14 protein-coding genes are annotated in these 13,620 nt (G+C 67.9%); 9 read left to right on the top strand and 5 right to left on the bottom strand.

Going from position 1 to position 13,620, the window contains the following annotated elements; translation table 11 throughout:
- Positions 1-60 precede the first annotated feature (60 nt).
- From AB8619_RS06390 to AB8619_RS06380, 3 genes are all read left to right on the top strand, one after another.
- Positions 61-1,602 (top strand): adenylate/guanylate cyclase domain-containing protein, encoded by a 1,542-nt coding sequence (locus tag AB8619_RS06390; RefSeq protein ID WP_436795628.1) that lies wholly within the window; start codon positions 61-63, stop codon positions 1,600-1,602.
- Positions 1,603-1,750: 148 nt separating this feature from the next.
- The gene (locus AB8619_RS06385) at positions 1,751-2,242 is read left to right on the top strand and encodes an RNA polymerase sigma factor (RefSeq protein WP_436795627.1); all 492 of its coding nucleotides are present in this window, start codon (positions 1,751-1,753) and stop codon (positions 2,240-2,242) included.
- Complete coding sequence (locus tag AB8619_RS06380; protein ID WP_436795626.1) at positions 2,239-2,955, top strand: hypothetical protein; 717 nt, start codon at positions 2,239-2,241, stop codon at positions 2,953-2,955. Before AB8619_RS06385 ends, AB8619_RS06380 begins: the two co-directional genes overlap by 4 nt.
- A 166-nt stretch (positions 2,956-3,121) precedes the next feature.
- Here AB8619_RS06380 and AB8619_RS06375 read toward each other — a convergent pair whose 3' ends face one another.
- The 3 genes from AB8619_RS06375 to coaA form a co-directional block, all read right to left on the bottom strand.
- On the bottom strand, positions 3,122-3,961 hold the full coding sequence (locus AB8619_RS06375; RefSeq protein ID WP_436795625.1) for a hypothetical protein: 840 nt from the start codon (positions 3,959-3,961) through the stop codon (positions 3,122-3,124).
- A 523-nt stretch (positions 3,962-4,484) separates the two neighbouring features.
- Complete coding sequence (locus AB8619_RS06370; RefSeq protein ID WP_436795624.1) at positions 4,485-5,069, bottom strand: suppressor of fused domain protein; 585 nt, start codon at positions 5,067-5,069, stop codon at positions 4,485-4,487.
- 136 nt (positions 5,070-5,205) lie between these two features.
- The gene (gene coaA, locus AB8619_RS06365; RefSeq protein WP_436795623.1) at positions 5,206-6,159 is read right to left on the bottom strand and encodes a type I pantothenate kinase; all 954 of its coding nucleotides are present in this window, start codon (positions 6,157-6,159) and stop codon (positions 5,206-5,208) included.
- Positions 6,160-6,227: 68 nt separating this feature from the next.
- Between coaA and AB8619_RS06360 the strand changes: the two genes are divergently transcribed.
- A complete protein-coding gene (locus AB8619_RS06360; protein WP_436795622.1) occupies positions 6,228-6,536 on the top strand; it encodes a hypothetical protein in 309 nt (102 codons plus the stop codon).
- An 8-nt stretch (positions 6,537-6,544) separates the two neighbouring features.
- Here AB8619_RS06360 and AB8619_RS06355 read toward each other — a convergent pair whose 3' ends face one another.
- Complete coding sequence (locus tag AB8619_RS06355; protein ID WP_436795621.1) at positions 6,545-7,309, bottom strand: L,D-transpeptidase; 765 nt, start codon at positions 7,307-7,309, stop codon at positions 6,545-6,547.
- 65 nt (positions 7,310-7,374) lie between these two features.
- On the opposite strand from AB8619_RS06355, the gene AB8619_RS06350 reads away from it, so the two are divergent.
- Genes AB8619_RS06350 through AB8619_RS06335 form a run of 4 tightly spaced genes read left to right on the top strand, consistent with a single transcriptional unit; the run spans position 7,375 to position 11,026 of the window.
- Positions 7,375-8,202: an inositol monophosphatase family protein gene (locus AB8619_RS06350; RefSeq protein ID WP_436795620.1), complete on the top strand. Its 828-nt coding sequence runs from the start codon at positions 7,375-7,377 to the stop codon at positions 8,200-8,202.
- Positions 8,203-8,245: 43 nt separating this feature from the next.
- Positions 8,246-8,926, top strand: a complete 681-nt coding sequence (locus AB8619_RS06345) for a response regulator (RefSeq protein WP_436795619.1) — start codon at positions 8,246-8,248, stop codon at positions 8,924-8,926.
- Position 8,927: 1 nt separating this feature from the next.
- Positions 8,928-10,424, top strand: coding sequence for a HAMP domain-containing sensor histidine kinase (locus AB8619_RS06340; RefSeq protein WP_436795618.1), 1,497 nt, complete (start codon positions 8,928-8,930; stop codon positions 10,422-10,424).
- Entirely contained in the window at positions 10,421-11,026 is a 606-nt protein-coding gene (locus AB8619_RS06335; RefSeq protein WP_436795617.1) for a GerMN domain-containing protein, read from the top strand. Before AB8619_RS06340 ends, AB8619_RS06335 begins: the two co-directional genes overlap by 4 nt.
- A 12-nt stretch (positions 11,027-11,038) precedes the next feature.
- On the opposite strand, the gene AB8619_RS06330 is transcribed toward AB8619_RS06335, so the two are convergent.
- Positions 11,039-12,073: an ATP-dependent 6-phosphofructokinase gene (locus AB8619_RS06330; RefSeq protein WP_436795616.1), complete on the bottom strand. Its 1,035-nt coding sequence runs from the start codon at positions 12,071-12,073 to the stop codon at positions 11,039-11,041.
- A 24-nt stretch (positions 12,074-12,097) separates the two neighbouring features.
- Here AB8619_RS06330 and glpK point away from each other — a divergent pair, with 24 nt between their 5' ends.
- Positions 12,098-13,597 carry a glycerol kinase GlpK gene (gene glpK, locus AB8619_RS06325; RefSeq protein ID WP_436795615.1) on the top strand — a complete coding sequence of 500 codons (1,500 nt, stop codon included), beginning with the start codon at positions 12,098-12,100 and terminating at the stop codon, positions 13,595-13,597.
- Positions 13,598-13,620 lie beyond the last annotated feature (23 nt).

Genomic DNA, 13,620 nt, shown 5'->3' with positions numbered 1-13,620 from the left:
GCTCCACGCCGACGCCGCGCTATCGGCACCTATGGGCGGTTGTCGGGGGAGACTGTCGGGATGGATGCGCTCTGGGGATTGTGTTGGAGTCGGTTCGGGTCGCGGTATTCGTGGGCGGTTCTCGTCGTGCTCGCGTTGACGGTGCTCGTGGGAGTGGCCGTACCGATGTACGTCCTCGTGCTGTTGGCCGAGGGTGACGCGGTCGTGGCCTATGGGACTTCGAAGGCCGTGGTCGTCGCACTGGTGGCGGGAACGTTGGCGAGTGTGTTGGCTCCGTGGGCGGCCATCCTGCCGGGGTCGTCGGCGTGGCGGGATGTGGAGCGGTGGGCGGCCGGTGCCGAGGACGTGTCGGCGACCGCAGCCTTGGCTGGCACCTACAGGTTCGCTCGCCAGATGTTTCGCCGGGGCCTGCTGACCTCTGCGCCCGTGTTCGGCCTCGTCGGACTGGTGCCGCTCACGCTCGTCCTGGGGGACACGGGCCGGGTAGCCCAGTGGACGGTGATCGCCGTAGTCGTCGGGATCCTGATCGTAGTGACGGGAGGTCACTTCTGGACCGAGGCGGCGATGCGGCCGGCTCGGCTGGCCCTGGCCGAGGGAAACGACGTTGGTGATCAGTTCCCGAAGTCCAGTCCGACGTTCGGGACGTGGTCGACCATCGTGATCATGACCCAGGTCGTGTGGATGTCGATGACGGCTGCGTTTCTCGCTGGGGTGGCCGGGGTAGCCGAGCATCCCATTCGTGCGCTGCCGATCGCGCTCGGCGCCGCCGGGTTGTCAGCATCGGTCACGGGATTCTCGGTCATTCGTCCGGGTCTGGCGCCGCTGCGTGATCTCGCCGCCGCCACCGGTCGGGTCGAGGCCGGTGACTTCACCCAACGGCTCCCGGTCGTCCAGGACAACGACCTCGGCGTCTTGTCGGCGTCGTTCAACCGGATGCAGACCGGCCTCGCCGAACGAGAACGCCTGCAGGCGGCCTTCGGGTCCTACGTCGACCCCGCCCTCGCCAAGCGACTGTTGGCCCAGGGTGACGACGTGTTCAACGGCGAACGCCTCGAAGTCACCGTCATGTTCGTCGACATCCGTGACTTCACCCCCTTCGCCGAAGCGAACACCGCCGAGGACACCGTCACCCACCTCAACTCGGTGTTCGAGATCGTCGTCGACGCCGTCGACACCCACGGCGGACACGTCAACAAGTTCCTCGGCGACGGCGCCATGGTCGTCTTCGGCGCCCCCGAACTCCACCCCGACCACGCCGAACGTGCCCTCGCCTGCGCCGGGCTCATCGACGCGCAGGTCACGGCACGGTTCGGTGGCGACACGCGGATCGGGATCGGGATCAACACCGGCACCGTGATCGCCGGAACCATCGGCGCCGCCCGCAAACGCGAGTTCACCCTCATCGGCGACACCGTCAACGTCGCCGCTCGCATCGAGCAACTCACCAAGACCACCGGCGACACCACCCTGGTCACCCAAGCCACCCTCGACGCCCTCACCACCGCACCGACCGGGCTCACCGACCGCGGCACCCACCACCTCAAGGGCAAGACCGCACCCGTCAACGTCCACGCACTCACACCCCAACCGACACCCGTCTGACCCGCACCGATTGCCGGGTATCGCGGCCTCTTGTCGAACAGATCGGGGTGATCGGCGCGGTCTGCGCTCTTGACAAGGGACGCGCGTCGTCCCGAGCGGCGATCGCCGTTCAGCCCCAGACCCGTGTCTCCGAGATCGGTGCAACGTTGTGCACCGTCTGCACGACTATGTAGGTGTGAGAGCTGAGGCAGAAGAACAACTCGGCGAGTCGCTCGAAGACCTGTACTCCGAACGGTACGAAGGACTTGCACGGCTCGGCTATCTCCTGACCGGTAGCCGCAGCGACGGCGAGGATCTCGCCCAGACAGCCTTCGCGTCACTCGCCCAGTCCTGGAGAGAAGTCCGATCCCCACGCGCATACCTGCGGCGCACCGTCGCGAACCGCGCCGCTGACATTCACCGGCGAGCGCACCGACAGCTGCCGGCACGTCCCGAACCACTCGTTGGCGAACCCGTGGTCGACGAGACATGGGAGGTCGTGCAACAGCTCTCGACCATCCAGCGCACCGTCGTCGTCCTTCGCTTCTACGAAGACCTTGCCCTCGTGGAGATCGCTGACCTGCTCGATCGGCCCGAGAGCACCGTGCGGTCCGACCTCCGACGCGCGCTGATCCACCTACGCAAGGAACTCGACCGATGAGAGACGATCTGGACACTCTGGAAGCCGACCTCGGCGACCATCTCCGGCACACGCTTCGCGTCGTCGCCGACCATGCCGACGTTCCCGAGGCTCCGCCGCTGGCCCGTCGCCGCTGGCGTCGGCTCGCGACAACCGCAGTCGCTGCGATCGTCGCGGTCGGTGCGGCGTCGGCGTTCCTCGCTCAAAACGAGGACGCGATCGTTCGCATCCCCGTCGAGGAGGCGTTGATGTCGGGGCAGGCAGCGTCTGGTGAGTGGTGGTTGCTGCCCACCGACGCAGTCGTTGACGGCTGTGCCGCCGATACCGGCGGAGTCGTTCTGGTCGCGGAGCAGATCAACCGTCCCGGGAGCGAACTCAACGCCGGAGGCTCGAACTACGGCGAGCCCTCCGGCTCCATCTACTCCTGCGCGCCTGCCGACGAAACGTCGTGGCTCGCAGACCCGACCCGCTCGTCGATCGGACATTCCCGACTGGGCTACGAACGTGACGACACACCATGGGGCGTCTACGGCGCATTTCACCCGACCGTCGAAGCGATCCGCGTCAACACCGACAACGAGTCATTCCTCGTCGAGACCGTGGCACGCGACGACCGTCCCTCGGGCCCCCGCTACATCGCCTTTACCCTCCCAGCCGACACCTCGACCACGGAACTGGAGCTGGTCGACACCGACGGCAACACCATCACCTCCGTGATCCGCACATTCCCCTGACCATCGAGCCTGCACCACCTCGACGGCTCTACTCCGCCTGCCAGCTGCGCAGCGCCGACATCAACGAAGAACAGATCTTCGGTGCGGTCAAGTTTCCGAGAACGCCGCCCGCGCAACCGCCGAGAAACGGCACGTAGGGGCGGGGCGCGTCAGGTGCGGCAGTGACCTACCAGAACGAGCGCTCGATGCACTGTTCCGTGCCACCCAATCCCACAGCGATCGCGAAGCATTGGTAATCGCCGATGCGGGCAATGAATGGCGCTTGATGCTCGGTTGTGTCGACCACCCAGAGGTGGGGGGTCAGCATCGTTGCGGAGAACTCGTCACCGTTGGACTCTCGGACCGCGATTTCGGTCTCGGTGGTGGGTGGTCCGAGGATCGCCACCGAATCAACGGATTGGCTCACCAGGATGATCTCTTCTCGCTCGCCCGAACTGCAGAGAGGCTCACCCTCCGGGTCACTCTCGAACAACACGCAAGTGACGCCGCCCTCGTAGGTGACCTCGTACGGAGCTGGAAACGCATCGTTGCCGAGATCAACGACCCCGAGATCCATGGGCGCGAGCGTTCTGATGTCGGTGGATGCCGATGACGCCGCTGGGTCTTGCGGCGTCGAGAAGTCCACGCCGAGGTCGCTTCGTGGAGGGAACGAGTCCTTGCAGGTGAGCGAGACCAGGGTCAACGCGTTCACAATCGACTCCTGTTCATCATCCGTGTAGGCGGCTGGCAGGGAGTTCAGGTCGACCGGTGCCGCGTCCACCTCCTCGAACCGCTTGACGGCGGCCTCGGCTTCGACGAGCTTCTCGCGGTCCGCTTCAGTCGAAGCGACGCTGACCAGCCGCTCCAGAGTCGATCCAACGAAGAACGTCTCGTTTTGGTGAAGCGTCTCCCGATAGGCATCGGAAGCCTCGTCGCAGAACGTCGCCTCGTCAGGGAGCTCGGTTGAGCCGGACTCAGTATCCGGCCCGGATGTACACGCAGCAGCCGTGACGCCGAGCGCGACCACTATCGAGATCGAAGCTCGTCCATGCGAGAAGGACCGCCCTGTCGACGCTTTCCGGAACACCGCGGGATACTGCCGGTGTTGTCGCGGCCCTGTCCAGCCCTATCTGGATGATCGGTGCGGACGGCGTGATCTCGACGCTCGATATCGGACCCGTCCCGAGCGGCACGTCGGGGCGGCCCGCTGGAGCGTCTGCGAGACTCGGCTCTGTGAAGAGCACGGCGAGGATGGTCTGCTGTTTCTGCGGCGAGCCCACCAAGACGGACGAGGTCGGTCCGTGGGACTACGTGCAGCTCAGCGTGACGTTTCCCGAGATCGAGGACACGGCTACCCAAGGACTGGGAGCGCATCGCGAGTGCTTGAAGTCTGCCCTCTTCGACGGGTTCCCTCTCGACGGGCCGGTCTGACGAGACCCGCGCGATGGCCGGTTGACCAGCGCCTCGCAGCCCTATCTGGATGATCGGTGCGGTCGACGTCCCCATCGAGCTCAAGCACGGATCCGTCCCGAGCGGCACTTCGGCGCTCGTTAGATCACTGATTCCCGAGCCGGATTGCTGAAGTCTGTGTGGGCTTCTTCCAGCTTGGATTCGAGAGCCTCCAGCCCATGGGCCGCCTTGTACTCGCGCTCAGCCTCGGTGATCGGGATGAGGGAGAGGAGACGCGCGTGGCCGTCTAACCATGAACAAATCTCCAGGTCGGGCCCGTACGCGTATGGCAACGAAACCAACAGATGATCGCAAGCGGAACCCGGCGTCCATTCTTCGCCAATCGGAACGGTGTGTCCCAGATCGAGTCGCTGACTCTCAGGACCCGAGTGGTAGTAGGCGTTGATCGTCATCAGTTCGACGTGTCGGTCACTCCCGTCTGGCGCCGAGAGCACGAACTCCAATCCGTGCCCGTCCTCCTGCGTAGCTGACCAGCAGCCGCGGGTGATGTAGGTCCATCGGTTGAACCGAGGCCCAGGTGCAACAGCAAGCACGGAGAAGTCCGGGATGCGCTCAGCAATCGGCCCTCCGGGCCATTCGCGCTCCACGATGTCGTGACCAGCGAAGAACAGCTCAGCATGTTCCCGGAGGGCTAAACCTGGGTAGTCAGTGGAGTACTGAGGCACAGACCAGTTCTACCGAGTAGCCGCACCGACTGCCGGTTCTTCAGCGCCAGCGCAACCCCCACGACGACGACATCGCGCGTCGTATCGCTCGCCATTGCTGGAGCTCGGCCACACCGATCCGACCGCGCCGAGGAACTCAGCGCATTCGGAGCCGCACCCGCTGCACGTGGTGGTCGACGGCCTTCTCGAGGACCAGGTCGGCGCGATCACGGGTCGGTTGGACGTTCGCGTGCAGGTTCGGGAGGTTGATGCTCGTCCAGATGTCCCGGGCCAGATGCTCGGCCTGGTCGTCGTCGAGGCTGGCGAACCGGTGGAAGAACGCTCCCTCGTCGGTGCGCGCGGCTTCGACCAGCGTGAGGAATCGTTGGAGGTACCACTCCTCGACGTCGCCCTCGTGGGCGTCGACGTAGATGGCGAAGTCGAAGAAGTCGGACACGAACACGGCGGGCCCGCCGGTCGAGATGGTCGGCGGCACCTGGAGGACGTTCAGTCCTTCGACGATCACGATGTCGGGTTGGTCCACGACCTGGTGTCCCCCGGGCACGACGTCGTAGACCTCGTGGCTGTACACCGGCACCCGGAGATCGGGGCGACCCGCCTTGAGATCGGCGAGGAACGACACGAGCGAGGGGGTGTCGTAGCTCTCCGGGAATCCCTTGCGCTGGAGCAGCCCGCGTCGCTCGAGTTCGGCGTTCGGGTGCAGGAAGCCGTCGGTCGTGACCAGGTCGACGCGCCGACGCTCGGGCGCCCGCGCCAGCAAGGTCTGCAACACACGGGAGGTCGTCGACTTGCCGACGGCGACCGAGCCGGCCACGCCGATGACGAAGGGGACGTGGGGCCGGAACCGACCGAGGAATGCCCCGGTGGCGTCGTGGAGCGAGCGGGTGACCCCGGCACGGAGGTGTAGGAGCCGGGCCAGCGGCACGTAGACGTCCTCGACCTCGCGCATCGAGAGGTCCTCGTTGATGCCGGCCAGCGCCTCGAGGTCCTCCTCCGCGATGGGCACCGACTCGTGCGCTCGCAACGCCGCCCAGTCCTCGCGATCGAAGATGCGCTCGCCCCAGCGGTCGGACGTCTCGGGTGTCGTCACGGGTGCATCCAAACCGCCCCGCCGCCGCCGAGGCAAGATCGCAGCCCTCCCACCCCTAACCTCGTGCCGTGGCCGATGTCTCCCCCACCGACGATCACGACTACTCGCCGTCGGCGCTCCCGTCGACCGGCGCGCGGGTCCTGGCCTTCGCATCGATCCTCGTCGCCGGCGCGTGCGGAGGTCTGATCGGCTACGCCGTGGTCGACCTCCAGTGCGAGGGCGACTGCACCACGCCTGCGGGCATCGGCGGGCTCACCGGTGCGGTGATCTTCGCCGTGGGCGTCGGCGTCGTGGCTGTCCTGGCCCTGCGGGCCATGGCCGAGTGGCGGGTCATCCAACACCACAAGGCCACAGCTGAGCGCGACGACCGCTCCTGAGCCGCCGGCTACTCGAGGATCTGGACCGGCACGCCGAGCGGGAGCCCGACCTCTTCGACCAACTCCGAGATCACGTCGTTCTCGACACGGATGCAACCGTGGCTGACGTTGGTGCCGATGAGCTCCGGCTGGTTGGTGCCGTGGATGCCGATCACGCCGTTGCCGCCGCCGAAGCTCTCGAGCACGTTCGAGAAGCCGGACAGGCCGTAGGCGTAGGTGCCGTAGGGCCCGGTCGGCGTCGGGGGCTGCAGCAGCTCCTTGATGTAATAGGTGCCGCCGGGAGTCGGGGTGTCCTGGGTCCCCACGCCGATCGGCGTGGTGAGGAGGTTCTCGTCGCCCTTGTAGACACGGAGCTCGAAGGCCGCCAGCTCGATCTCGATGCGATAGTCGTGGACGCTGAGCGAGACGTCGGATGCGTCGACCCAACCGGTCGAGCCGTTGGGACGGACGGGGAGCTGCACCTCGTGACGGCCGTCGGCGCTCGCCGCCTCCTCGTTGACGACGAAGACCAGGTTGCCGGTGGTCTCGCTCCGGCGGTCGAGCTGCATGGCGGGCTCACCACCCTCGGGGGTGTCGAAGACGTCGATGACGTCGACCTCGGAGCGAGCGACGAGCGTCGATTCGGGGGCCGGCGCCGTGGTGGTCGTGGCTTCCTCGGTCGTGGTGGTCGCTTCGGTCGTCGTCGTGACCGGAGCGGCATCGTCGTCGTCGCCGGAGCAGGCGAACGAGACGAAGACGACAAGTGCGAGCGCGATCCGCGCGGGAGTCCTCATGCCCCAGACGGTAGCCACCGGCACCCACCGAACTGCAGCCATCCGACGATGGGTACCGTCGGGTCATGACGTGCGACGCAACGCTGGATCGCGACCCGGCGGTGCTCCGCGACCTCGCCGTCGACATCGCCGACGCTGCGGCCGACCTGCTCGCCGATCGACTGGACGACGAACGATCCGACGTGTCGACCAAGTCCACGGGGACCGACATGGTCACCGAGATGGACGCCGCCAGCGAGCGCCTGATCGTCGACCGGATCCGCTCGGCCCGGCCGGACGACGAGATCATCGGCGAAGAGGGCGCATCGGTGCTCGGGACGTCGGGCGTGCGTTGGGTGATCGATCCGCTCGACGGCACCACCAACTACCTGTACCGACTCCCGGGCTGGAACGTCTCCATCGGGGTCGAGGTCGATGGGACGCCGGTGGCCGGCGCCGTCGTGGTGCCCTCGACCGCGGATCGGTTCGCTGCGGCGCTCCGTCACGGTGCCACCCGCAACGGCCGACCGATCGGGGTCCCGGCACCGGCACCACTGGCCACCGCGCTGGTCGGGACCGGGTTCTCGTACGAGGCAGCGGTCCGAGAACGACAGGCTGCCAACGTCAGCACGCTGATCGGCCGGGTCCGCGACATCCGCCGCTTCGGCGCCGCCGCCGCCGATCTGTGCTCGGTCGCCTGCGGACGGCTCGACGCCTACGTCGAGTCGGGCCTCGCTCCGTGGGACCACTGCGCGGGCTCGGTCATCGCCCGCGAAGCCGGTGCAGTGGTCGAGATCATCGACGACCACCCGCTCCCCGGGACCCTCGTGATCGCCGTCCATCCCGGCCGTCGCGACGAGTTCGTCACCCTCCTCCGGGATGCCGGAATCGTGCACCCGGCAGATCCGGACTGAGGATGCCCACGGTCGGGGCTCTCCATGAGGCACGATGGAGGACGTGGCCACACGAATCCTCACCGTCGAGGATGACGAACGCATCCGTACCGCGGTGAAACTGGCCCTCGAGGACGAGGGCTGGAACGTCGCGGAGGCGGACACCGGCGAAGTCGCCCTCGAGTCCTTCCAACGCGAGCCCACCGACGTGGTGCTCATCGACATCATGCTCCCGGGCATCGACGGCTTCGAGGTGTGTCGGTCGATCCGACGCATCTCCGACGTCCCCATCGTCATGGTGACGGCGCGGGCCGACACCCATGACGTCGTGGCCGGCCTCGAGGCCGGGGCCGACGACTACCTGACCAAGCCGTTCGCCCCCAAGGAACTCTCCGCCCGCATCCGGGCGCTGCTCCGGCGCACCCGAGCCGGCGAGCCCGGCCATGCGCACCTCCGCTTCGGTGATCTCGAGCTGATCCCCGACGAGGGCGTCGTCAAGCGCGAGGACGAAGAAGTCCACCTGACGAAGACCGAGTTCCGGCTCCTCACCGAGTTGGCGTCGTCGCCGGGCCGGGTCTTCTCGCGCGAGGTCCTGCTCGAACGGGTCTGGGGCTACGGCTACTTCGGTGACGGTCGCCTCGTCGACGTCCACATCCGGCGTCTGCGCACCAAGATCGAGGCCGACCCCGCCAACCCGAAGCACGTCGTCACCGTCCGGGGGCTGGGCTACAAGCTCCAGGCCTGACATGCCGGCGCCCCAGACGACTGCGGGCACCGCCGCGTCAACCGACTCCCGGCTCCGACTCGTGCCCCGGCTCGGGCTGCGCGCACGTGTGATCCTGGCGTTCTCGATCGGCGCGCTCCTCCTCGCCCTGGTCCTGTCGGGCCTGGTGCTCGGCGTCACCCGGACCAATCTCCTCAACCAGCGTGAGGCGAACGCGGTCGTCCGCGTGTCGACCAACGCGAACATCGTCCGTTCGAGCATCGGACCGGATGCCGACACCATCAACCTGTTGGCCTCGCTCCAGACGCCCGAGGGCTCCCGTCCCATCGTCTTCCAGCGGGCGCTGGCGGCCGAGGACGGGTCGTGCGGTTCGGGCTGGAGCGCCCAGGACCCGGAGTTCAGCTGCGAGACGCTGCCGGCCGAGATCCGCGAAGCCGTTCTGGGCGGCACCCCCGCCAAGATGCGCTTCGTCCACCGCAACGACACGAAGAGCCTGGTGGTCGGCACCCCGGTCGCCGACATCGACGGCGCCTACTTCGAGATCGTGTCGCTCCGGTCGCTCGACGACACCCTGTCGTCGATCTCGTTCACCCTCTTCGGGGCATCGATCGCCACGGTGCTCGCCGGCGCCGCCTTCGGTTGGTACTCGGCGCGGCAGATCCTGCGACCACTCGACGAGGTCGGCAGCGCCGCGCAGTCGCTCGCCGGCGGCGACCTCGACGCCCGTATCCGCGGGCTCGTCGACCCCGACCTCGAACCGATCATCACGTCGTTCAACGGCATGGCCGACGCGCTGGAGTCGCGCATCGAGAAGGACGCCCAGTTCGCGTCCGACGTGTCGCACGAACTCCGTTCTCCGTTGACCACCTTGCAGGCGTCGATCGAGGTGCTCGACAACAACCGGACCGACCTGAGCGAGCGAGCCCAGGCGGCCCTCGACCTCCTGGCCGAGGACCTGGATCGGTTCCGAGAGTTGGTCGAGGACCTGCTCGAGATCTCCCGGTTCGATGCCGGTGTGATGCATCTCGACCTCGACGAGGTGCTCCTCTCCCAGTTCGTCGGGCATGCCGTGCGGTCGGCGGGCTTCGACACCCCCGTCGTCCTCGACGAGAGCGTGACGATCGACGAGGAGTTCGGCGACATCGTCACCGCCCTGGACAAGCGCCGGATCGCACGAGTCGTGGCGAACCTGTTGACCAACGCCGCCAAGTACGCCGAAGGACCGACGGCGGTCCACGTCGACGCCGATGCCACCGCGGTACGGATCATGGTCGACGACGCGGGCGAGGGCGTGCCCGAGGAGGACCGCGTGCGGATCTTCGAACGCTTCAACCGCGCCGGGCAGGCGAGCCGGCGCGGCACGGGCACCGGGGTCGGCCTGGGCCTCGCACTGGTCGACGAGCACGTCCGACTCCATGGTGGACGGATCTTCGTCGCCGACGCTCCCGGTGGGGGCGCCCGCTTCACGGTGGAACTCCCCCGCGTCGAACTCGACCATGACGAGAGCGGGGAAGCATGAGACGTCACCTCGTCACCCTCCTCGTGCTGATCGCCGTCTCGGTGGGCGCCTGCGCGGTCTCGACGAACGACGAGCCCATCGAGCTGAGCAGCGACCTCTTCGAGTCGCTCCTCGAGACGACGAGCACGACATCGGCGACCTCGACCCCCTCGGAGGTCACCAAGACCGAGGACGTGTACCTCCTCCGGGTGCGCAGTGGATCGACCTCGCTCGAGCAGGTCCCGCGCGAGGTCGACGTCGATGCCGGCATCCAGGAGGTGCTGGGCAACCTGTTCACGGTGCGTCCGGACTCCGAGGGTGTCGACCGTCCCGAGGAGGCCGGACTGACGACTGCGATCCCCGAGACGGCCGAGCTCGTCGGTGCGACGCTCTCCCCGGGCACCACGACGCTCGTGGTCGACGTGCGTGGCCTCTTCGGCGCCGGCGGCATCCAGGGCAGCGACCTCCGCGACGCCCTCGCCCAGATCGTCTGGACCGCCACGAACGGCGAGGTCAGCAAGGTCGTGTTCCGCAACGACGGGAGCCCGGTCCCCGCGGCCATCGACAACGGCGAGACGACCGATCAGCCGGTCGACCGCAACAGCTACTCGGCGCAGCGGTAGATCCCGGCCGCGTCAAGCGGCGAAGAACACCCGTGCGACGTCGTAGAGCTGTGGATCGACGGTCTTGAGACCGCGGGCCTTGGCCTCGTCGAGCGTGATGCGCCCGATCCGCCCCGACTCGAGGCAGACCATCTCGCCGTAGGCGAGGTCGTGGACCGCGTCGATCGCGGCGACGCCGTACCGGGTGGCCAGGACACGGTCGAAGGCGTTGGGCGTGCCACCCCGCTGGACGTGGCCGAGGATCGTCACCCTGGTCTCGTAGCCTGTGCGCCGTTCGATCTCGCCACCGAGCGTCGTCCCGATGCCACCGAGGCGCTGATGGCCGTACTCGTCGACCTCGGGCTCGGGGAGGACCAGGGTCCCGGGTCGGGGCACCGCGCCTTCAGCCACCACCACGATGGAGGCGAACCGGCCGGCCTGGTGGCGGCGGAGGAGTGCCTCGCACACCGAGTCGATGTCGAAGGGCTCCTCCGGGATGAGCGTCACAGTCGCTCCCCCAGCGATCCCCGACCAGACAGCGATGTGTCCGGCGTGGCGTCCCATGACCTCGACGACCATCACCCGGTCGTGCGACTCCGCCGTGGTGTGCAGGCGGTCGATCGCGTCGGTGCAGATCTGCACCGCGGTCTGGAAGCCGAAGGTCATCTCGGTGCCGGCGAGATCGTTGTCGATGGTCTTGGGCACGCCGATGATCGGGAATCCGGCCGCGGCGAGGTCGCGGGCACAGCCGAGCGTCCCCTCGCCACCGATGGCGATCAGCGCGTCGATCCCCTGGTCTCCGAGGCACGTCCGGACACGATCGACACCGTCGGGGTCCATGAACGGCTGGTAGCGGCTGGTCCCGAGGATCGTTCCGCCGATGGGGAGCTTGCCCCGCAACGCCGTCACGTCGAGCGGGATGAACCGCTGGTCGACCACGCCCTGGTAGCCGTCGAGGAACCCGATGATCTCGTCGCCGTGGACGCGGGTGCCCTTGCGCACGATCGCTCGGATCACAGCATTGAGTCCGGGACAGTCGCCGCCTCCGGTGAGGACACCTACTCGCATGCGCAGAACCTACAGTCGCTCAGCATGGCTGTTGTCGTGGCAATCGATGCAGGGACGACCGGGGTGCGCTCGTTCGCACTCGACCCGTCGGGCGTGCCCGTCGGCATGTCGTATCGCGAGTTCACCCAGCACTTCCCGAGGCCGGGTTGGGTCGAACACGACGCGATGGAGATCTGGGAGGCGGTCCGCACCACGCTGGTCGAACTCGCGGCCACGCTCGACCAACCGATCGCCGCCATCGGGATCACCGATCAGCGAGAGACGGTGGTCGCGTGGGACCGTCGCACCGGCGAACCTCGTCATCGCGCGATCGTGTGGCAGGACCGGCGCACGGCGGGCCGTTGTGACGAACTCGCCGAAGCCGGCCATCTCGACCTGGTCCGGTCGGCGACGGGACTGGTGCTCGACCCGTACTTCTCCGGATCGAAGATCGAGTGGCTCCTCCGCTCCACCGCCGACGGCGGCGGCGGGGTCGAGGCCGACGAACACCTCGCGGTCGGCACCATCGACACCTGGTTGATGTGGCAGCTGACTGGCGGTGCCGTGCACGCGACCGAACCGTCGAACGCCTCGCGCACCATGCTCTTCGACATCCGGACCCTGGCCTGGTCGGACGAGCTCTGCGACCTCTTCGGAGTCCCCACGTCCGCCTTGCCCGAGGTCCGGCCGTCGTCGGGGCGCTTCGGCACCACGGCGGTCGGCGTCGGCGTCCCGGCCGGCATCCCGATCTCGGGCGTCGCCGGCGACCAACAGGCCGCGCTGTTCGGCCAGGCGTGCTTCGAACCGGGCATGACGAAGAACACCTACGGCACCGGCTCGTTCGTCCTCATGAACGTCGGTTCCACCTGCCCCGAACCGGTCGAGGGACTCCTCACCACCGTGGCCTGGTCGCTCGATGCCGTCGATGCCGCATCGACCACCTACGCCCTCGAGGGGGCGATCTTCTCGACCGGATCGGCCGTCCAGTGGCTTCGCGATGGTCTGGAGATCATCGACGAGGCAGCCGAGACCGGACCACTGGCCGAATCGGTGCCCGACACCGGCGGCGTCGTGCTCGTTCCCGCCTTCACCGGCCTCGGATCGCCCTGGTGGGATCCGTACGCCCGGGGAACGATCGTCGGCATCACCAGAGGGACCACACGCGCGCATCTGGCTCGCGCCACGGTCGAAGCGATGGCGTTCCAGACCAGGGACGTCGTCGACGCCATGTCGGCGGCATCCGGGCGCGAGGTCAAGGCCCTGCGCGCCGACGGAGGCGCTTCGGCGATGGGGCTCCTCCTGCAACTCCAGGCCGACCAACTCCAGGTCCCGGTGTCGCGACCCGAGGTCCAGGAGACGACCGCGCTCGGCGCCGCGTACCTCGCCGGCCTGGCCGAACGCGTGTGGGACTCCCCCGCCGACGTCACGACCAACTGGCGACTCGACACCGAGGTCCACCCGTCGGCGTCGAGCGACGACGCCGACGCCGCACACGCGGTCTGGCTGCGTGCGGTCGAGCGGTCGCGAGCATGGACGACGGAGTGAAGCCTGCCCGGCCCTGACGACCG

The sequence above is a fragment of the Actinospongiicola halichondriae genome (genome assembly GCF_049103745.1).
GTDB lineage: Bacteria > Actinomycetota > Acidimicrobiia > Acidimicrobiales > Salinilacustritrichaceae > Salinilacustrithrix > Salinilacustrithrix halichondriae.
The sequence above is the reverse complement of the archived record's forward strand: the minus strand, read 5'-3'. Positions and strand labels throughout refer to the sequence as shown.